Annotated in this window: 20 protein-coding genes and 1 tRNA gene; 4 read left to right on the forward strand and 17 right to left on the reverse strand. The window is 41.4% G+C overall.

Annotated features, from left to right (window positions below; translation table 11 throughout):
- Positions 1-55 precede the first annotated feature (55 nt).
- The 3 genes from T538_RS0105065 to T538_RS0105075 all read left to right on the forward strand — a co-directional run bounded on the left by T538_RS0105065 (position 56) and on the right by T538_RS0105075 (position 2,173).
- Positions 56-132 (forward strand) — tRNA-Asp (locus T538_RS0105065).
- Between the two features lie 58 nt (positions 133-190).
- Positions 191-994, forward strand: coding sequence for an inositol monophosphatase family protein (locus T538_RS0105070; RefSeq protein ID WP_031532501.1), 804 nt, complete (start codon positions 191-193; stop codon positions 992-994).
- A 12-nt stretch (positions 995-1,006) separates the two neighbouring features.
- On the forward strand, positions 1,007-2,173 hold the full coding sequence (locus tag T538_RS0105075; RefSeq protein WP_031532502.1) for a hypothetical protein: 1,167 nt from the start codon (positions 1,007-1,009) through the stop codon (positions 2,171-2,173).
- A 46-nt stretch (positions 2,174-2,219) separates the two neighbouring features.
- Here T538_RS0105075 and T538_RS0105080 read toward each other — a convergent pair whose 3' ends face one another.
- From T538_RS0105080 to kdsB, 8 genes are all read right to left on the reverse strand, one after another.
- Positions 2,220-3,218 carry an RluA family pseudouridine synthase gene (locus T538_RS0105080; RefSeq protein ID WP_081834869.1) on the reverse strand — a complete coding sequence of 333 codons (999 nt, stop codon included), beginning with the start codon at positions 3,216-3,218 and terminating at the stop codon, positions 2,220-2,222.
- A 2-nt stretch (positions 3,219-3,220) separates the two neighbouring features.
- Positions 3,221-4,639, reverse strand: coding sequence for a 23S rRNA (uracil(1939)-C(5))-methyltransferase RlmD (gene rlmD, locus T538_RS0105085; protein ID WP_031532504.1), 1,419 nt, complete (start codon positions 4,637-4,639; stop codon positions 3,221-3,223).
- A 20-nt stretch (positions 4,640-4,659) separates the two neighbouring features.
- Positions 4,660-5,838 (reverse strand): DUF6057 family protein, encoded by a 1,179-nt coding sequence (locus tag T538_RS0105090; RefSeq protein WP_031532505.1) that lies wholly within the window; start codon positions 5,836-5,838, stop codon positions 4,660-4,662.
- 15 nt (positions 5,839-5,853) lie between these two features.
- On the reverse strand, positions 5,854-7,866 hold the full coding sequence (locus T538_RS0105095; protein WP_031532506.1) for an alpha amylase C-terminal domain-containing protein: 2,013 nt from the start codon (positions 7,864-7,866) through the stop codon (positions 5,854-5,856).
- Positions 7,867-7,901: 35 nt separating this feature from the next.
- Positions 7,902-8,354 carry a NanQ anomerase/TabA/YiaL family protein gene (locus T538_RS0105100; RefSeq protein ID WP_031532507.1) on the reverse strand — a complete coding sequence of 151 codons (453 nt, stop codon included), beginning with the start codon at positions 8,352-8,354 and terminating at the stop codon, positions 7,902-7,904.
- Positions 8,355-8,452: 98 nt separating this feature from the next.
- On the reverse strand, positions 8,453-9,574 hold the full coding sequence (locus tag T538_RS0105105; protein WP_031532508.1) for an MORN repeat-containing protein: 1,122 nt from the start codon (positions 9,572-9,574) through the stop codon (positions 8,453-8,455).
- Between the two features lie 65 nt (positions 9,575-9,639).
- Complete coding sequence (locus tag T538_RS0105110) at positions 9,640-10,935, reverse strand: M16 family metallopeptidase (RefSeq protein ID WP_031532509.1); 1,296 nt, start codon at positions 10,933-10,935, stop codon at positions 9,640-9,642.
- Entirely contained in the window at positions 10,929-11,684 is a 756-nt protein-coding gene (gene kdsB, locus T538_RS0105115; protein ID WP_031532510.1) for a 3-deoxy-manno-octulosonate cytidylyltransferase, read from the reverse strand. Before kdsB ends, T538_RS0105110 begins: the two co-directional genes overlap by 7 nt.
- A 72-nt stretch (positions 11,685-11,756) precedes the next feature.
- On the opposite strand from kdsB, the gene T538_RS0105120 reads away from it, so the two are divergent.
- Entirely contained in the window at positions 11,757-12,143 is a 387-nt protein-coding gene (locus tag T538_RS0105120) for a 2-amino-4-hydroxy-6-hydroxymethyldihydropteridine diphosphokinase (protein ID WP_031532511.1), read from the forward strand.
- Between the two features lie 737 nt (positions 12,144-12,880).
- Here the strand turns inward: T538_RS0105120 and T538_RS0105135 are convergent.
- From T538_RS0105135 to T538_RS0105185, 9 genes are all read right to left on the reverse strand, one after another.
- Positions 12,881-13,444, reverse strand: coding sequence for a hypothetical protein (locus T538_RS0105135; RefSeq protein WP_031532513.1), 564 nt, complete (start codon positions 13,442-13,444; stop codon positions 12,881-12,883).
- Positions 13,441-14,352: an RHS repeat-associated core domain-containing protein gene (locus T538_RS17610; protein ID WP_031532514.1), complete on the reverse strand. Its 912-nt coding sequence runs from the start codon at positions 14,350-14,352 to the stop codon at positions 13,441-13,443. Before T538_RS17610 ends, T538_RS0105135 begins: the two co-directional genes overlap by 4 nt.
- Before the next feature lie 286 nt (positions 14,353-14,638).
- Positions 14,639-15,592: a leucine-rich repeat domain-containing protein gene (locus tag T538_RS0105145; RefSeq protein WP_031532515.1), complete on the reverse strand. Its 954-nt coding sequence runs from the start codon at positions 15,590-15,592 to the stop codon at positions 14,639-14,641.
- 187 nt (positions 15,593-15,779) lie between these two features.
- Positions 15,780-16,373: a hypothetical protein gene (locus T538_RS0105150; protein WP_155994230.1), complete on the reverse strand. Its 594-nt coding sequence runs from the start codon at positions 16,371-16,373 to the stop codon at positions 15,780-15,782.
- Complete coding sequence (locus T538_RS0105155) at positions 16,370-16,558, reverse strand: hypothetical protein (RefSeq protein WP_031540867.1); 189 nt, start codon at positions 16,556-16,558, stop codon at positions 16,370-16,372. Before T538_RS0105155 ends, T538_RS0105150 begins: the two co-directional genes overlap by 4 nt.
- A 518-nt stretch (positions 16,559-17,076) precedes the next feature.
- A complete protein-coding gene (locus tag T538_RS18580) occupies positions 17,077-17,952 on the reverse strand; it encodes a hypothetical protein (protein ID WP_051655887.1) in 876 nt (291 codons plus the stop codon).
- A gap of 55 nt (positions 17,953-18,007) precedes the next feature.
- Positions 18,008-18,871: a hypothetical protein gene (locus T538_RS0105170; RefSeq protein WP_031532519.1), complete on the reverse strand. Its 864-nt coding sequence runs from the start codon at positions 18,869-18,871 to the stop codon at positions 18,008-18,010.
- A gap of 84 nt (positions 18,872-18,955) precedes the next feature.
- A complete protein-coding gene (locus T538_RS0105175; protein ID WP_031532520.1) occupies positions 18,956-19,261 on the reverse strand; it encodes a hypothetical protein in 306 nt (101 codons plus the stop codon).
- 304 nt (positions 19,262-19,565) lie between these two features.
- Complete coding sequence (locus T538_RS0105185; protein WP_031532522.1) at positions 19,566-20,249, reverse strand: hypothetical protein; 684 nt, start codon at positions 20,247-20,249, stop codon at positions 19,566-19,568.
- Between the last annotated feature and the right edge of the window lie 772 nt (positions 20,250-21,021).

Below are 21,021 nucleotides of genomic sequence, written 5' to 3' on the forward strand. Positions count from 1 at the left end.
ATCTTTGCATCGCTTTTCCAGAACAGCGATTCTGGTTTAAGAAAATATAGTTTTAGGTGCGTTAGTTCAGCTGGTTAGAATACATGCCTGTCACGCATGGGGTCACGGGTTCGAGTCCCGTACGCACCGCCAAGCAATCAAGATTTTTCTTGGTTGCTTTTGTTTTATAAATGCAGAAAAACAGACCACTATGAATATCGAACTCAATCTGGAACAACTTACAGAAGAGGTTAAAAAACTCGCAGTACTTAATGGAGCAATGGTTCGCGACGAACGCAGTAAGTTTGAACGCGGAAAGGTAGAGAAAAAGGCGGCTCACGACTATGTCTCGTACGTTGACAAGGAAAGCGAGAAACGACTTGTCGGCAAACTTCACGAACTTCTGCCATCAGCCGGATTCATCTGCGAGGAAGGCTCGGCAGGACTAAACGATGAGGAATTCTATTGGGTTGTCGATCCGCTCGACGGAACAACCAATTTCATACATAATCTCACTCCTTATTGTATCAGCATCGCCCTTCGCTCAAAGAAGGAACTGCTTATAGGTGTGGTTTACGAATGTACACGAAACGAGCTTTTCTGGGCTTACAAAGGCAGCAAGGCATATCTTAACGGCGAGGAGATTCACTGTACAAACATCGACAAGGTAGACGATGCACTCGTTGAACTCGGCTTCCCTTACAATGCCGAGGCTTTCAGAGATTTCGAAACAAAACTAGTCAACAGACTCTACGGTAATGCGTGCGGACTCAGACTTATCGGAGCATGTGCAACCGAGTTGTGCTATATCGCAGCCGGCAGAGCTGAAGCGCGCGTGGAGGGCTTGCTCGGTCCGTGGGACGTTGCAGCCGGCGCACTTATATTGATGCAGGCAGGCGGCAGAATAACTGATTTCAGCGGCGGCGACAACTTCTACTCTGGCAAAGAGGTTCTTGCCACTAATGGTCTTATTCATGACGAGATGCTGAGAATTGTGAATGATATTAGAAGATAAATATCAACAACCATGAAAAAATACAACAGAATAATGTTGGGACAGGGTTGCAAATATGCAAAATTGTGCCATGAAGAAGGTTACATCGGTGCATCCTTTGAAATAAACGTAGACCTTTCAGACTCCCTTTTTGAAAATTGGAGAGACTTCAACAATAAATTCATTCCTATTTGGATGGAACATGTTCCGGGAAAATCTAAGACATCAGCAGGACTGGCTTGCGGTTTCTTATGGACAATAATAAAAGGACTAAATATTGGCGATGTCGTTCTATGTCCTTCAGGCGAAGGATTTTACTATATCGGCACTATTACAAGCGACTATTATTACATTCCTAATTCAGAACTCCCGCATCGCAGAAAAGTTGAATGGATTAATAAAACCATAAGCAGAAAAGATATGTCGCAAAACCTGAAAAATTCTTCGGGTTCAATTGGTACATGCTGTGATATCACCAAATATTCAGAAGAAATAGAAGCACTGATTGCAGGAAATCACTATTCCGCACCCGTACAGCACGAGCATCAGAAAGACTTCGACGAGCGTTCATTGCACAAAATATTTTGTAGTTTTCTCAGAACCAGAAACAATTATGCCAAAACCATTTTTCATGAGAAATCCTCTTCAAAGAGTGATGCCAATCAAAAATGGGTACATCCAGATATTGTGAGTGTACAGTTTGACAATTTCAAGAATGATGCAACCTTATCATTGCTAAAGGCTACTGAGCCTAAAGAAACAATACATATTTACTCTTACGAGTTAAAAAAGAGAATTGAAACAGATTACCAATTAAAACAGTATTATTTTCAGGCTCTGTCAAATAGTAGTTGGGCAAACTTCGGCTACTTGGTTGCCTTTGAAATAAATGAAGATTTACATGAGGAAATTGAACGATTAAACAACGCTTTTGGTATTGGAGTCATTCTGATGCAAGTAAACGATTCAAAAATTCTTTTTCCTGCTCGCGAAAAAGCACTCGACTATACAACAATAGAAAAACTAAACAACCTCAATTCTGATTTTTGTGAATTTATAACAAAACTATCAAAAGTTCTAAATGCAACTAAAGACTACACGAATGATGCACTAAACTCATTTGAAAAGATTTGCGACGAAATCTTTGTCTCAGATGAAGAACAAGAGGCTTATTGCAAGGAACACAATATCCCCTTCTAAATAAAAACGAGAGTTTTGCAAACAAATGCAAAACTCTCTTTCTTATTTAATCTTCTTCTCCGTAATAATCTTCCTCGTTGTGACGAGGCTTGAATACAGGCTTTTTCAGTTCCTTTGTAGGAGCAGGACATTGCGATGCTCCCTGTTCGAACAACTTCTTGAACTTTGGCGGATAAGGCGTCTCAAACTCAAGATTTGCGCCTGTAACAGGATGACGGAAACACAACTTGAAAGCATGGAGAGCAAGTCTGCCAATCGTATCGATGCCATTTCCGTACTTGCGGTCGCCAATAATCGGATGCTTCAAGTCCTGAAGATGAACGCGAATCTGATTTTTTCTTCCCGTATCAAGTTTCAACTCAACGAGCGAATAGCCGTTTGCACGCTTTATCGTCTTGTAGTTCGTAACAGCATATTTTCCGCCGTTGTCGTAAGGCGTTGAGTAGCTTACAAACATTCTGTTATCGGTGAGCCACGAAGCCACCGTACCGCTGTCCTTCTCCATATCGCCGCTCACAACCGCAATGTATCGGCGGTCGTAAACATAATCCTTCCATGCCTCCTGGAAAGTGAGACGCGTCTTAATATCCTTAGCGAAAATCATCAGGCCCGAAGTCTCGCGGTCGAGACGATGAACGGTGTGAACGCCACTGTTTCTTCCTTGTCTTTTAAGATATTCGTCGAGAATATCGTGAGCCGAATTCTTCTGTCTTCCGGTTGAGACAGACAGAACGCCCTCGCGCTTCTCGACAACAAGCAGATAGGCATCTTCGTAAACGATTTTCAGGGCATCGCTGTGGAATTCCTTATGTCCCTTGTAATGTCCAATCTGAACCTTGTCGCCCTTATGAAGTTCGTGATTCCACTGAGACACATTCATATTATTTACAGAAACACACTTCTTGGTGAGCAGTTCCTTAGCCTTCGTGCGGCTTATTCCGTGCATCGCCTGCATAATAAAAGCCATCAGTTCGCCCGACTCTTTCACCACATATTCGTTTACTGTATTTCGTTTGTTTACAAACTGTTTTCTTGGCTGTGGCATAATTATTTCTTTTCGAGTAAAACAACATTCTCGACATGCTGAGTGTGAGGGAACATATCAACCGGCTGAACGGCCGTGACCTTATACTTAACGTCGAGCAGCTGCAAATCGCGTGCCTGAGTAGCAGGATTGCAACTAACATAAACTATCTTCTTTGGCTCTGCAAACAGCAGAACATCAATCACATCCTGATGCATTCCAGCTCTTGGAGGGTCGGTGATAATCACATCCGGGCGACCATGCTCATTAATGAAGTCCTGAGTGAGCATATCCTTCATATCGCCAGCGAAGAAAAGCGTATTCTTTATTCCGTTTACTTCCGAATTTACCTTAGCATCCTCGATAGCATCTGGAACATACTCAATACCAACCACTTTCTTAGCCTGATGAGCCACAAAGTTTGCTATTGTTCCAGTTCCCGTGTAGAGGTCGTAGACAAGTTCGTTACCCGTCAGACCAGCAAAGTTTCGAGCCACCTTGTACAACTCGTAAGCCTGATCGGTATTTGTCTGATAGAACGACTTCGGTCCAACCTTGAAACGAAGATTCTCCATCAGCTCGAAAATATGGTCGTTGCCGCTGTATGTCTTTATGTCGAGGTCGTTTATCGTATCGTTAAACTTCTGATTATTAACATACATAAGGCTCGTAATCTGTGGGAATGTCTCTTTAAGATGCTGCATCAGAGCCATTGCCGATGCCTCCTCGTCCTTATATGTCCAGCAGAACTGCATTACGAGCATCCACTCGCCCGAATTGCTGTTGCGAATCATCATGTTGCGGAGCAGACCCTTGTGCTCGCGAAGATCGTAGAACGACAGGTTGTTGGCATAGGCATAGTCGCGCACATCGTTACGAATCGTGTTGCAGAGGTCGTCCATCAGCCAGCACTTTTCGATAGGAAGAATCTTGTCGAAACAGCCAGAAATATGGAAGCCTACGCCGTCCATGTGCTCGTACTTAACGCCGCTCTTCACCTCCTCGTTCGTGAGCCAGCGCTTGTTGCTGAATCCGAATTCGAGTTTGTTGCGATAGAACTTTGTCTTCTCGCTTCCCAAAATCGGACTGATTTCAGGAAGTTCAATCTTGCCTATTCGCGTCAGATTATCTGTTATCTGCTGCTGCTTTGCCTTCAACTGCTCCTCATACTTCAGACACTGCCACTTGCAGCCTCCGCAAACGCCGTAGTGCTCGCAGAAAGGTGTGTCGCGCAACTCCGAATAATGATGAATGTTCACAACCTCTGCCTCGGCATAGCTGTGTTTCTTTCGGCGGACTTGCAAATCCACCACATCGCCGGGCACAACGTACGGAGCAAATACCACAAGGTCATCGACCCTTGCAAGCGACTTGCCCTCGGCAGCCACGGCCTGTATCGTAATATTCTCCAGCAAAGGGAGTTGTTTTTTCTTTCTTGCCATAATTTACCTTCGTTTATTTCTCAATCTTTTTTTCCATACTGATAGTACCACCAGTATGTCTTGCCGAAATCTTCACGGCATCTGTTCTTCAATTCTGTTTTGTTCTTATATTTCTTCTCCAACATTCGGTAGTCGGAATAATTACTTTCCATTTCATTGTCGTTGTAAACCACCTGAACGCTGTCAACCTGCATATATTTGTACAGAAGAAGTGCCTCGGCATAATGCTTCGGAATCTTGTGATTCTTTGACACGTCGTAGTGCTTTACGAATTCCGAAACGAACGACTCAATATCTTTATCCAGCAGATAGGCGCACATCAGATAATGCTTCACAGGGGCTTTTGCCTGCTGCGGATGACGGTTCAGAGCCTCGAGATATTGTATTGCCGTGCGATGTTCGCGACGCGGAAGCGCACCCAGATGTCTGTACTGCACAAGAGGCGAAAACAGTAAATGAGTTGTATCTGCCATGCTGATGAGCAATCCTTCAGAACCGTAATACTGCGGATATTCGAACAGTCGCTCGCCCAGCTCGCCTTTCTTTGAAAGAGCGAAGGCACGCATCGCCGTAATATCGTGGTTAGCCACCTCCGATTCGCTACCCTCTGCCAAAACTGCATCCATGTCGCCGTCTACGATATAATTCTGCATATTCACATCGTAATGAAACTCATCGTTTGTGTTCGAAATGCACGCCGTTATGCCGAACAACACAGCAAGGATGATGGCATTTCCGCCATACTGACGCCAGAACTCAACATTTCTGTCATCTTCCTCAAAATCGAAGATTGCAAGACGCTTTATCGGCTTGCTCAGAAGGCAAAAGACGATGAGAAGGACGAGCATCAGAATCCATGTCCACGAAAAATTCAAGCCCGAATAGATTGACGGTCCGAAACTCGTGTAAAAGCCCAGCACCACGCACGACGGCAGATATGACAGAGCGTACAACTGACGAGTAAAATGCAGCATCTTCTGCACGCCTATCTGCAACAGCACCAGCAAAAACGTTGTGATGCACGCACCGATTATCGGATTGTACGATGTCTGTCCGTGTGCAAAGGCATACTGTCCGGCACTTATGATACTTCCCTGCATTCTCCAAAGGAACAAGAAGCAGAATGCAACGAAAACAAGACCGCACACAACAATGACTGAGCGTACGGTCTTATTACGGTTTATACTACTATAACTCATTATTCTTTATGCCTCTTAAACTTTTTTTAGAACCACAGCAGTGCGCGATGGAATATACAACTTCAGCCAGCCTTTGCCTGACGACTGATAAAGCGCGTCGGGCTGGGTGAAATGTTCTACCGTATCGTCGGTCAATCCACCGCCGCCAAATTCAGGATTATCGGTATTCAGCACAACCTTGTAGCTTCCTTCCGGAACCAACATTCCATAGTCGCTGAACGACTTTGTAGGGTTGAAGTTGAAGACGAACAGCAAGTCGCCTCGCTTGAACGCCAGAATCTGGTCGCCGTCGTTGTCGCAAATCTTAATCACCGCCGTCTTCTGGATGCCTCGGCTCTGCTTCATCAGATTTATCATCGCCTTGTCAAACTCGCCAAGATAGTTGTAGCACAACTCCTTGTTATCTACCAGATTCCACTGGCGGCGGGCATACTTGTAACTCCAGCCGTTACCGTCGCGCGGAAAGTCAATCCATTCAGGGTGACCAAACTCATTTCCCATGAAGTTGAGATAACCGCCGTTTATTGTTGACAGCGTTACCAGTCTAATCATCTTATGCAGAGCAATTCCTCGCGAAGCCTGAAAATTCTCGTCACCCTTCTTGAAATGCCAATACATATCCGAATCGACAAGTCTGAATATCAGAGTTTTATCTCCTACAAGTGCCTGATCGTGACTTTCGGCATACGAGATTGTCTTCTCGTCGGCTCTTCTGTTAGTCAGTTCCCAGAAGATGCTGCCCGGCTTCCAGTCCTCATCAGCCTTCTCCTTGATGGTCTTTATCCAATAGTCCGGAATATTCATCGCCATGCGATAGTCGAATCCGTAGCCGCCCCACTCTATCGGCGCAGCAAGTCCCGGCATTCCGCTCACCTCCTCGGCAATGGTTATAGCCTTAGGATTGAGTTCATGAATAAGGTCGTTAGCCAACGTGAGATAGCAGATTGCGTTATCGTCCTGATGACCGTTGTAATAATCTTCGTAGCCGTTGAACGACTCGCCCAATCCGTGGCTGTAATAGAGCATCGATGTCACACCGTCGAATCGGAATCCGTCGAAGTGGAACTCTTCCATCCAATACTTGCAGTTGCTCAGAAGGAAGTGCAGGACCTCGTTCTTGCCGTAGTCAAAGCAAAGCGAATCCCACGCCGGATGCTCTCTTCGGTCGCCCGAATAGAAATACTGGCAAGGATCGCCGCAGAGATTGCCCAAGCCCTCGTTCTCGTTCTTGACAGAGTGAGAATGAACAATATCCATTATGACGGATATGCCCATCTGATGAGCCTCGTCGATAAGACGCTTCAAATCGTCGGGCGTTCCAAAACGTGACGACGACGCAAAGAAACTCGAAACATGGTATCCGAAACTTCCGTAGTAAGGATGCTCCTGAATAGCCATCACCTGAATACAGTTGTATCCGTCGGCAGCCACTCGTGGAAGCACGTTCACGCGGAATTCATCGTATGTTCCGACTTTCTCGGCATCCTGTCCCATTCCGATGTGACATTCGTATATCAGCAGCGGATTAACGTTCGGCTTGAAGTTCTTCTTTTTGAAGCGATATGGTTTGTCGGGCTCGTAAACCTGAGCACAGAAAACCTTGGTCTGCTCGTCTTGCACCACGCGCTGGCACCATGCCGGAATGCGCTCGCCGCATCCGCCGTTCCAGTAGACCTTCATCTTATAAAGGTCGCCGTGCTTTATCGTGCTCGGAGGCAGAATCAGTTCCCAGTTGCCCGACTCTGTAATCCTTTTAAGCTTAAACTTCTCGCTTTCCTTCCAGTTGTTAAAGTCACCTATGAGATAAATCTCTGTTGCATGCGGTGCCCACTCGCGGAAAGCCCACCCCTTTGATATCCGGCGCAAACCAAAATACAGATATCCAGTAGCAAATTCGGACAGGGTTTTCTCGCCGTTGCCCGTAAGTTCGTTTTTCTTGTCAAGATAATGTCTGTGCCGACCGTTAATCGCCATCGAATACGGTTCAAGCCAAGCATCTTTCTTAAGTATTTTAAGTTTTGCCTCCATGGTATAAGGGGATTTATTTAAGGATAGTAGGTTTGTTATTTCGCAACTTTAACTTTGAAAATCACTTTCTGAATTTCAGCCTCGTCAGAGATGCAAGGAGCATGTCCGTCTTCTGGGAAGAAGATGGCAAACATTCCCGGCTGAACCTTTATGTACGACTCAGATGCCACACCCGGATACTTTGTGATGTCCTTCTCTGCATTGTACTCTACCTGTGGAAGCTTGCATGCAGGAATGTAGCCCATTGTCTCGCAAGTATTGATAGGAATCTGAATATCAATCATCTCGATGTGAGTCTCGAGTGTAGCCTCGTCGGCTTTCTTGCCCTTGGCAGTAGTGAAGTTAGCAAAAAGGTCTTTATCCTGAATGAAGACTTTTCCTGCCTCGTGAGAAGCGAGATCAGTATTCTTCAAAAACTCTACAACCTTTGGGAAAAGTGGATTAAGAGAAGCGTACTTTTCCAAGTTTTCCAATCTATCAATTACCATAGTTTTTTATTTTATATATGTTGTTTCGAATTATATAATAGTCACTTACAAATACAAAATTATGAAAATATTTTTAATTACGAACGAAAAACGACGCATTATTTGGCTGATGTGTCCAATTTTCCGTTGGTAAACACGCCTTTCTGGGTTACGTTGCCGTTTTTATCCATCTCTACGAACGGACCGTCTTTCATTCCGTTCTTGAAGAATCCTTCGAAGCGGACGCCGTCTTTGTCTTCCATAACGCCCTTGCCGTCCTTCAGTCCGTTTTTGAAGCCGCCCTTGTATTTTGTACCGTCTACCATGCGGAGGATGCCCTGACCGTTCATGTTGTTATTGCGCCATTCGCCCTCGTAAACATCGCCGTTGGCCCAGCGGTATTTGCCTTTGCCTTCGCGCTTGTCGTTCTTCCACTGGCCTTCGTAAACTGCTCCGTTCTTCCAAGTAAAAACGCCGTAGCCGTTCTGCTCGCCTTTCTCGTAACGGCCAACATATTTGTTGCCGTTGCTGAAGTGGAAGATGCCCTGACCTGTGCGCTCGCCCTTGACGTAATCGCCCTCATACTTGTCGCCGTTCTTGAACTCGTATATGCCCTTGCCTTCCTGCATATCGTTTACCCAATCGCCAATGTACTTGTCGCCGTTTACATAGACGTATGTGCCTTTGCCGTTGCGCAGGTCGTCGCGCATCATGCCTTCGTAGCGCGAACCGTCCTTCCAGTCGTACACGCCTTTGCCGCATTTATGGTCGTTCTTCCACTCGCCGGTGTAAGTAGGGCCGTTGCTCCAAGTGTACGTACCAAAGCCGTCGCGCTTATCCTGCACCCAGTTGCCAACGTATGTATCGCCGTTGTAGTAATACATCGTGCCCTGTCCCTGCTGATAATCGCGGTTCCACTGGCCTTCGTAGCGGTTGTTGTTCATAAAGTAGTATGTGCCCTTGCCGTGCTGCTGGTCCTGAAACCATTCGCCCTCGTACTTCTCGCCGTCGGGAAACGAATAGATGCCGTAGCCCTCGCGCTTGCCTTTTACATACTCGCCTTCGTAGACATCGCCATTCTGGAATACCGTTCTGCCTTTGCCGTTGGGTTTGTTGCCAACCATCTCGCCGCTATACTCTGCCCCGTCCTTGAAGGTATAATTACCTATCTTTATTTGTTGGGCGCAGACCGACGACACGCTCAAGACAAACGATATATATAATAATTTAAATCTTTTCATTTCAAGAAAGCAATCATAATTAGGGCATCAAAGTTAGCAAAACAATGTCAAACAAGCAAAAAAAATTAAGATTTGTTTATCTTTTTTCCTGCTATCGCCTCTAAAAATCCATCTTCAGTAAAGTATTTCTGTGCCAGAAGATGCAATTCTTCGGTTGTTGCAGCATTCGCCTCGTTGAAACATCTTGCCAGATGGCCGCGACCTACTTTGTTGTAATCCATCGAGATGTACGCACCCATCATCGTGAGCGGATCTTCGTATGTGCGCATCATATCGCCTTGCAGATAGTTCTTCACCTGCCGGAGTTCGTCTTCCTCTATTTTTACATCGCGAAGCAGAGCCATCTCCTTGTAGACTTCGGCAATGAGCGGCTCGACATACTGATTGTCGCACTCCGACGAGATGAGCATGTAACTTGCATCGGGAACGTGCATATAGCTTGCGTTGATGCCGTATGTGTAGCCCTTATCCTCGCGGATATTGCTCATCAGGCGGCTGCTGAAACTTCCGCCGAAGAGGCTCATCAGCAGACGAAGTTTTGCATAGTCGGGATGCTTGCGCGAAATGAGCATCTTGCCCATCTTAACGGCACTCTGAGTGGCATCTTTCTTCTCTACAAAGACTCGTTTTTCTGATGTTTTGCAAACCGTCTGAGGAATGTACCTGGTAGGCTCGGAAATCTGCCCCCACGAGGTTGTGCCCACAAGTCTCTCTACATCGACAACGACTTTGTCCGTCACCATTCCCGAAAGATAGATGCGGCAATTTCCGCTATTATAATGTTTTCTGAAGAAACACTTCAAATCATCGCTCGTAAGTTGGTTATAATCAGCATCATCTGCATATTTTCCGCAGATATGTTCAGAGCCGAAGAAGTTTGAATGGAACGCGCGGTTCGACATTACTTCTACTTTCTCGTTGTTCACGAGCCACTGATGATACTGAATCTGACGGAACTTGTCGAGTTGCTCGTCGGGAAACTGCGAATCGGTTATCGCAGCCACAACGATATCCATGCTCTCTTTCAGATATTTGTTGAGAGAGAACAGCGTGACGCAAGTGTATATAGTGGTTGACTGAACCACCATCCACGAGCCGTAGAAATCGAGTTTTTCGGCAATGTCCTGCCTGCTCATGGTCGACGTTCCTTCCTTCAGCATCATGCCTGTGAAGTATGACACAAGCAGCTTTTCCTGATGCATCTTGCCGGCATTTATAACGATGTCAACTCTCACAATGTCCTGTCCGCCTACGTTTAGAACGGAAACGGGAATGTTGTTTGAGAATGTTGAGTCTTCGGGAACCGGCAGAACGAAATCGCCAAGAGGCGACAATTTCGGCAGAATTGTACGGTCTAACATCTGCCTTCCTTTAGGAATTTCTCTGCTCTTTCGAGGTCTTGAGGTGTATCGATGCCGACAGTCTCAATCTCGGTGATTCCTACCTTTATTTTATAGCCGTTTTCGAGCCAGCGGAGTTGTTCGAGCGACTCGGCAATCTCGAGCGACGACTGAGGGAGAGACGTAATCTCCTTCAGCACACCTACACGATAGGCATACAGTCCGATGTGCTTGTAATATGTGTGCGAAGAAAGCCATTCTTCAGGCTCTTTGTTTCGGAGATAAGGGATTACCGAGCGGCTGAAATACAGCGCGTTGAAGTTTGAGTTGAGAACCACCTTCGGAGAATTAGGGTTCTGAAGAGCCGCAAGTCCGTCGGCTGGAGTGAAAGGCTTTACAAGCGTTGCGATATCAGTTGTGTCATCGTCGAAACAAGCCTTGATGCTTGCAATCTGCGATGGATGGATGAAAGGCTCGTCGCCCTGTATGTTTACAACAACGTCGAAGTCGCCGCCAACCTTTGTGTAAGCCTCGAAGCATCGGTCTGTACCGCTCTTGTGGTTTGGCGATGTCATCACCACCTCGCCGCCGAACGCCTTGACAGCCTGTTCTATACGCTCATCATCAGTAGCAACAACAACCTTGTCTAACAAATCCTTAACCTGTTCGTAAACTCTCTGAATTACAGTTTTTCCTCCGAGCATTGCCAATGGCTTGGCAGGAAAACGCGTAGATGCATATCTAGCCGGAATAATACCAATAAAATTCATATTTTTATTATTTGGGCGCAAAATTACAAAAAAAATGTTAAAATTTAATTTTAATAATGTAATTTTGCAGCCATGATTCACGAACATACCTGTTTTATCTGCATAGGAAGCAATTTTCGCGCAGAGAAATCTTTAAATAACGCACGACTTGTGCTCGAAGCGTCTCTAGGTAAAATAACATGGGCTGAACCTACAAACTCTGATGCTATAGGACATCCCGACTGGCCGCCATTCATTAACCAATGCGGTGTATTCAAGACCATAATACCGCTAAGGCTGATAAAAATGCAGCTGAAAGGAATTGAGGATATGTGCGGACGAAACCCCGAAGAGAAACGCGACGGATGTATTGAGATAGACATAGACCTTATTGCCTTCGACGGCGAGGTTATAAAAGATACGGACGTTGACCGCGATTATATTAAAAAGGGAGCAAAGCAACTTGGCATTGCCCTCTGATAAGCAGTCATGGCTGTCTGGCAATATTTCTCTGTTGTCTGACAGCCATGATTATGCGTGTGCAAAATAAAACTCATCTAAAACTTAATGTTCTGCCGATTTTCCGCGCTCGAACTTTGTTCGCTTGCTACCGAAGGGACGCAAGAATTTCCACCACTGAAATTCGTTCGATTGCTACCATACAGACACAAGAATTCAACTTCAGAATTTTCTTTTACGAGCATTGTCAATTATGAATTGTGAATTATGAATTAAAATTTCCACCGCTTAGAAACGTCTGTTTTTGATGCGATGTTTTGTCGCTTTGCGACAATGCGAGTTGCAAACTCGCGGTATAATGCCGCTGCCAAATTACAAATTCGGCAGAACAAGGGGGGAGCAAACGACCACAAGTCGAGCGCCCCCCCAACAGAACGAAAGAAAGTTGAAATTGCAGACGCTGGAAGCGTCTCCGCTCAGTAACCGTAGGTCGGAACGACCTGCGGAAAAGCCACCAGCCAACAACAAGCACACTGAAAGAGTGCCCCATCTGCTACAATACGAAGCACTTCTTTTAGCCGAACGCTTCTGTTTTGCCAGCATTTTGAAAAAACAAGAGCGGAAAAACGAAAGGGTTTGATTCTTCGTTTTTCCGCCCTATTGCTTATTTTGCAAGGCTATGCCTTGGGGGCGTTACAAATAACTTTGGGGAATGCATTTGATTCGAAAAGCTTAATGCAAGCCCAAATAGCTTATCATTAAAGTTTTAACAAACTAAATTTATAACCACATTTGCCCAAATCATCCTTTTTTATAGATTTGTTTTTTTTGATATAAAAGGGTTTTGAATAGTAAACGGTTTCTTCTGGATGCGTTCCGGTTTCTTTAAAAACCAAACCATATGGAATCTGTCCAATGGTATATTTGAAACGGAACAATGCAATAGTTTCTTGTCCATATAAGCAAGATTTTTTTACCGTCCACTTGTCTTTTCTGTAATTCTCTATCCGCTCGTTCGAATATTTTGATAATGAAAAATGCGAATTGAGTATAATAAATATTTTATTGTCGTAATCTTGAAACTTGTGTTCACAAAATATTTCATGAAAGAACGGAGTCCATTTTCCTTCGTCATCAGCACGCTCCAAAGAAATATGCACACGCAAATATTTATGTGATTTATTGAAATATTCAAAATTAATAATATCTCCAATTACATACTCATCTTTCAGCGCAACTTTGATATCCAAGCTGTCGGTTGGCGATTGCGCGAAAGTAGATGTACATATCATTATAATTATTATGAGCAAGCTTTTTTTCATCGTTTTGTCCCTCCATTAGTTTTATGTTTTGAATTCGGGTATTTTACTTGTACAAAGATGCTGGTATTACCCCCTGCTCTATAAATAGCTAACATATTAAACAACGAAGATTCAACTTCTACGCATCCATGAGTATATCCTTTCTGTGAATCATGAAAATAGTAGGAACTATTATCTCTTTGAGAATTAGTAGCACCTGTGACTTTATCTGGTGTTAGTGCAGCTCTTTGATTTCCCCAATCTGGGCTAGAAAAATGCCTCATTTCACCTTGTTCATCAACCTCACAATAATTTAATTGCTCTATTCCCCCATCTGGACTCTTTTTATAATTAAAGGTACCATCTGCATTTTGATATCGCCCAGCATGTCTACTTGGATCTGGCTTTAGATTTATATGATAAAGTCCTTCTGGAGTAGGTCCTATATTTTTTAATGTTTGGTATTCAGCGGATTGATAATCCTCATTTTTATCTTCGTTCTTATATCCAGAAGTAGCATTAAAAGCCATTATTTCGTCCTTTGTATCTCCCAAATCACCGCCATACCAAATAACCTTATCTCCTGTTACAAGCAACCAATCCATTCCGTTTGGATCAACCAACAAAATAGGATTATTGCCACAATACGCATACGGACTAACATTATAATACTTTTCACAATGTGGGTCTATGGTTGTGAACCCTGGCAAAAAGGCATCGTAGTTTCGTGCACCATAGTCGTACCAATCCAAGCCGTGGGTGCGGTCGAGTTCCTTGCCGTTATACTTGTATGGCTGCAAGTCGTCTCCGCTGTTGTATGCCGTGGTGCTGAACACTCCGCCAAACGGGTAGTAGTTCGTTACCTGTCGCACATCGCCAATTTCGTTTATAACGGCGCGATCGTTGCTATTGTAAAGCCTGTTTTCCACGATTTTATATCGGTATTTTTCGGCGGTAAATGTACAAAATTATTTTTGATTGAAGTCTTTTTTACCTGCATTTTGAAAAACAAGAGCGGAAAAACTAAAGAGTTTGATTCTTCGCTTTTCCGCTCTATTACTTATTTTGCAAGGCTATGCCTTGAGGACATTACAAATGCTTTATCAAATAGTATGTTCCTTGACTTTTACGAAATTCTGCTGCATAGTTGCAAAAGTGTGGAGATTACAAAAAACACACGCATAAACATACTACATTTTACCGAGAGCAGGAGACTCATCTTCTTAAAAACACTTTTTCTGAAAAGACATTGTATTCCCTTATCTCTTTGAATTGTTTCCAATGACTACACCAGCCATACTCGTCAGTATCCTTATATATTCCTGCATAGCCTTTTTTCACATACAAAATAGCACTTGATGAAACATAATTGAATAGAGCAAGATACTGCGGATTTGTATACTTTCTTGGGGCGTATGTAGGATTACCAAGCATACATACGTATTCCAACTTTTCTAACTTTGAATCGGGATAACCAAAGACATACATACCGTATTCTGCTTTTGGCAATATTATGCGTTTTAGTTTTTGACAATCAATAAAACACATATCGTCTATCAATTTTACTTTGCCATAAATATTAATGTCTTCCAAATTTTCACATCTATTAAATGCTGCCAATGCAATAGTATCGACTGATTTTATTTTTATTTTTTTTAATCCGATACACAATCCAAAGGCATTGCTTCCTATATATTTCATCTTTTTATGAAAAACAACATCAGACAATGCACTACATTTAAAAAATACAGCTTTGCCGACAGACGACACTTTATTGTGCATATCAATTGATTTTAAGTTTCTTACGTTATAGAATGCACAATCAGTCAATTCCGAAATGTTTTTTTTGCAAACATATTTACCACTCGGAAAATCCATATTTGCAGGAACGAGAATAATGGCACTTCTTTCTTTATTTATCAAAATCCCATCGTCACTTACGTAGCCAGAATGATTTCCGACTACAAAATATTTGGCATTTGGCAGACGTTTTTGGATTTTCGTTTTACAACTATCAATCTTACAATCTATGATTGCAGAATCTATATCGACATATATACATGTATCTGCAAGGAAAGAAGAATCAACAACAATATGTTTTGCGTCAGTCCAAACTGTAATGTTAGCAAGCAACAATACCAAAGTTATTTTTTTTATGATATGATTCATACCTTAATTAATAATTGTCTATTAAAAGATTATCTATTTCAGAACCGATTATCCAACCTTCGTCATTATATACATTCTTCAATGTCATACGCAAAATATTAAACTTTATTTGAGGATTTGTCTGTATTAATGATTTCTTAATTTCTCAGTCTCCGTGCTTTGTTAAGGCATCGCCAATGGCTGAGAATTACATAACAAAAGAATTCAAAACATCCTCATATCTATTCCTTTGCCTTAGAGTGAAATTGTAGTAAAATAGAGTATAAGAGGCGCTTTGTCTAATTCCAAAATAACGATTATCCTTACTTTCTTTTTCTCGCATATATATCAATTTATATTTTATAGGATTTTCCAAAGGGTATTTATAAAGATTACTATAAGCATATTTGCCAAGCGTATCTTTTTCTATTGCAGGAACTGACACGTCTATCTCCCTATTCTTTGCAAAGAACACATATACGAGTTCTTTTGAGTCAACACGACAGCGAATACCTTTGAATTCTTTTGGAATCTTAACCTTTACTGTTTTCAGTTTAGGGATAGAGCATGAATCTAAATATACTACATGCAGATTATACACGATGTATTTACTTTCACGATGGTCAATGTCAAAAATTCGCGAAGGATAGTAATCATTGAACTTGGAATCATAACATATTTTCAAAGGTGCATTTTTATATTCTGGCAGTTCCTTTTTTAATCTGCCTATAACAAAATCACCAGCAAATGCCACTTGTGATGATAGCAGGCAAAGCCAAAGTATGTATAATATTTTTTTCATGTTATTTCCCATTTATTATTTTTACCGCAGTTTTGAATTTTTCTCATGTCGTCGCCCTCGCCGTAGATGGCAGAGGTAAGGCGGTTCAGTCCGTCGTAGCTGAACTTATATCCGCTCTTTGCAGCCGACGCGCCGTTCTGCCACTGCATGCTGCTTATATTGTCGTTGTAACGCAAGTTTTTCACAATTTAAATTGATGCTTTACGGCGGTAAATATACAAACTATTTTATGAATGAAGCCTATTTCTGACAATATTTTGAAAACGAGAGCGGAAAGGTTGACTCAACGTTAAGCCAAACTTGACACAGAAGCCTATGATCTGCCGAATTTGCCACTCGACCTATGGGCACTTGCTACCGAAGGAACGCAAGAATTTCCACCGCTAATGTTCTGCCGAATTTGCAATTCGGCAGAGAAAAAAACGGGAATTTGACGTTCGAACTCCGTTCGCTTGCTACTGAAAGGGCGCAAGAATTTCCACCGCTGAAAAAAATCGCACATAACCTTTTGTCGCCTTGCGACAATGCGAGTTGCAAACTCGCGATATAATCGCCGCTGCCAAATTACAAATTCGGCAGAACAAGGGGGGTAAAAATCCCACACCACCAAAGAATTCACGAGAAATTGAAGGAGGTGTGGGAATGATTGTTGCTTTATTTATGTTCTATGTCTGCATTATAGTTCCTTTAACACTACTGAGTTCTATTTTGCAGTTTCAATCAAAGTCCTGTGCAATTTACTTTCCTTTGTGTTATAGATGAGAACCTTCTTGATACTCTTGTGCCAAGCCCAAATCAGAAGACCTAAAGTATCAAACTCATAAACATGACGCAATTCTTTTCTTCCGTTAGCATCTACATATATCTGCTTGCTATCAGGAGAGATTACGTCAAAAATCCTTAGGAAAGTATCATACCCTAAACCAACAAGATTAACTGTTTTGTTTTTGTATTCATAAGCACATATTCTTTCAATTATTACGCTATCAATCAAATCATTTCTACACCATATTTCAACTTCGGGTGAATAAAATTGGTAACGTTTGAATGGGTGAGTCGTATCTGGGTCTAATTCCTTGTATTTCTTGTAGAAATAATTTGATATAGGTACATTTAGTTCAAATTCTTGGTATGATTTGTTAAGAACCAAATCTGTACAATTTGAATAATCACAAATTATCACAGTACGAATTCTATTACGCCACACCCATATCTGCAATCCCTCCTTGTCGAAATCATAGACATGCTGATTCTGACCATTCTTTCCCTCACCGCCTTCAAGCCAAATAACATCTTCATCATCCGGAGAAAAATGAAATCGGTTCAGAAACTCATCGAATTTCATTCCTATCAGGTTGACTCCTTCGTATATACATGTTTTCGTGCAACGAATAGAGTCTATAATGTTATTTTCACACCAGATATCGACTCCGTCGTCATAGAAATCGAAAGAGACAGTATCACTATAGGGACTATCACTTGCTACACCCTCCTCATGCCTCTTATCGAAGTAATCAGAGACATGAGTTCCAAGAATAAAATCATTGTATGATGTGTTTAAAATAAGACCTTTTTCCATAATTATGAGTTGTCATTTAAGAAGAATGGCATAGAAGTAAAATATCTATACAATTCTATTTCGTTCTTTCAATCATTGTTCTATACAACTTACTTTTTTCCGCATTATATATTAGGATTGTCTTGATGCTCTTGTGCCAAACCCAAACCTGAAGACCTAATGAATCAAACTCATACACATGACGCAGCTCTTTCCTTCCGTTAGCATCTACATATATCTGCTTGCTGTCAGGAGAAATCACGTCAAACAATTTTAAGAAAGCATCATACCCTAAACCGATAAGGTTTGTATCTTCATAATAACAGATTAATTCACACACTATGGTGTCAATCATATCGTCTCTACACCATATTTCAATCTTAGGCAAAGTAAATTTATAACGCTTGAATGGATTGATGGAGTCCTGGGCTATCTCGTCATATTTCTTATAGAAGTAATTAAAGACAGGTACATTTAATTCAAATTCCTCATACGATTTGTTTAGTATCAAGTCAGGAATATTTGTATAATTGCTAATTATCACCGTGCGAATTCTGTTACGCCACACCCATATCTGCAATCCTTCCTTGTCGAAATCATAGACATGCTGATTCTGACCATTCTTTCCCTCACCGCCTTCAAGCCAAATAACATCTTCGTCAATAGGAGTAAAGTGAAAACGGTTCAGAAACTCATCGTATTTCATTCCTATCAGATTGACTCCTTCGTATATGCATGTTGTTTCACAAAAGATAGAGTCAATAATATTGTTTTTACACCAGACTTCAACTCCGTCGTCATAAAATTCAAAACTGACTATATCATCATAGGGACTATCACTTGCTACTCCCTCCTCATGCCTCTTATCGAAGTAATCAGAGACATGAGTTCCAAGGATAAAATCATTGTATGATGTGTTTAGAATAAGACCTTTTTCCATAAAACTAGTTAAATTCTAAAATATGTAAACTCAGCTTTGGTGATAAAAAGCACACAAACAGTGGCAAATATAAAAACTGTTAATTTATTCATTTTTATCTTTCTTGCGATTCTGTCGTTCCTCTCTCCTTCTTTTTTTTAACAAGTATTTATAAAATCCGGGAGATTTGTACACATGGGTCGTCCTATGATGATGAAAATCAGGAAATGTTGCAGCCGTCCACATATCATCAGAATTTACATACACTCTAAAATAGAAACGAAAAGGTATTATATAATCAAAAGCCAATAAATCTTTATCATCAAAAGCATTAAAATGTGTTGTAGCCTCCGAAGTTGTTTCCTTTTTTCTTAAAAAAAGTTTTATTTTTTTCTTATCTTTTTTAGACAAAGTAATTGTATCCTTAAAAGTCGAAAAATAAAATTTTCCTTTTTTATGCTTTTATTTTCTGGAGGACATTGGCTATATAGCAATTTACATACAACTTCACTATCAAAATGTAGCGTTGTACCAAATAGCTTCAACTCATTTTGTGCCCCACATTTTAACGAAAATAAAAATAAAAGAATAAACGATATTTGTTTCATAATCATTTTATACTTGTTTGTTATTGGGTCTCGCACCATTCTATCTGCCTTATAATAAATAAGTTTACCGCCAGTCCTCAGAAATTTTATAATCACCGCACACCCATTTAAATGTCAATGGGCTCAAATTCAAGTCCTGTTAACTTTCTCTTATTATATTCCTCAACGAATCCTTCGCTAACAAACCAATCATGATTACATTTATCTATCATAAACAGGTCAAGTTTTTTCTTATAAAATGCTTCTGTCATTTTAATAGTACTAGAATATATTATGTGATAATCCTCTTCATCAGCCAGAAATTCATTCCACTTTTTAATAAATTCTTCGGAAGAGTTGATTTCTACCGGAATGATTTCATCTGTTTCGACATCCTCAATGTAAAATTCGCAGTTAGGTAAATCCAAATACTGCCAATTTTCTGACACTAGTTTCATTACATAATAGTCTTCAACCTTCTTTTTTCTTAAACTAGTTACTTTTCCTTTATAGAAACGATGGACATCAAGATTTTGATCCTCCATAAATCTTTTCGCATTTTCATTAAGGAAAAATAATTCATTTCCAAATGCACTACTTAAAAAATCAGTATATTTAGCGCCACTAGCCAGCTTAAAGCCTGACAAATCTGGATCTACCGGTGGAAACAAAGGATTGTAGTCATAATACAAAGAATAAACGCCATTATCTTCATTCTTTGGCGAATATCCCTTGATAAAATCCCATACTTGTGGGTATTGTGATCCTACTTCTTTATTATCACACCCATATTCAAATTTATAATATCTCATAATTATTGTTCTTAATTGATTAACAACCTTATTTCCACACCATTAACATTTTGATTTAAATTCCTATTAACTGCGCTTTTGCAGCATTTTTTAATTTGCCAAACTGCACACGCGTTTTGTTTAGAACTACGTCGTAGGTAAACTTAAATCCGCTCTTTGGCGATGAAGCGCCGTTCAGCCACTGCATGCTGCTTATATTGCCGTTGTACGCAAGTTTTTCACAATTTAAATTGATGCTTTACTGCGGTAAATATACAAACTATTTTTTGACTGAAGCCTATTTCTGACAATATTTTGAAAAATAAATACAAAAAGGTTGTCTCTATGTAAAGCCAAATTTACCGCACAAACATTGTTCGCTTGCTGCCAAATCCTCTTCGGGATGCATTCGGGATTCGTTCGGGATTTTACAAACGACTGGCAGCTTATTTCTGAATTCTCAGGCAACTCATCATATATCTTACATCCTCCTTACATATAGCTTACATCCTCCTTACATATAGCTTACATATACTCTACATATAGCTTACATATACCCTACATATAGCTTACATATACCTTGCATATAGCTTACATATACCTTTCATATACCTTGACACTATTTTGTATTTACCAAAAGACTAAATATCCCACTTTTTCTACAATTATGAATTGTGAATTACTCCCCACTTCCCTCTACCTACCTTGGACCTACCTTGGACCTACCTTGGACCTACCTTGGACCTACCTTGGACCTACCTTGGACCTACCTTGGACCTACCTTGGACCTACC

It is taken from the genome of Bacteroides sp. Ga6A2, from assembly GCF_000702225.1.
In the GTDB taxonomy this organism is placed as follows: domain Bacteria; phylum Bacteroidota; class Bacteroidia; order Bacteroidales; family Bacteroidaceae; genus Ga6A1.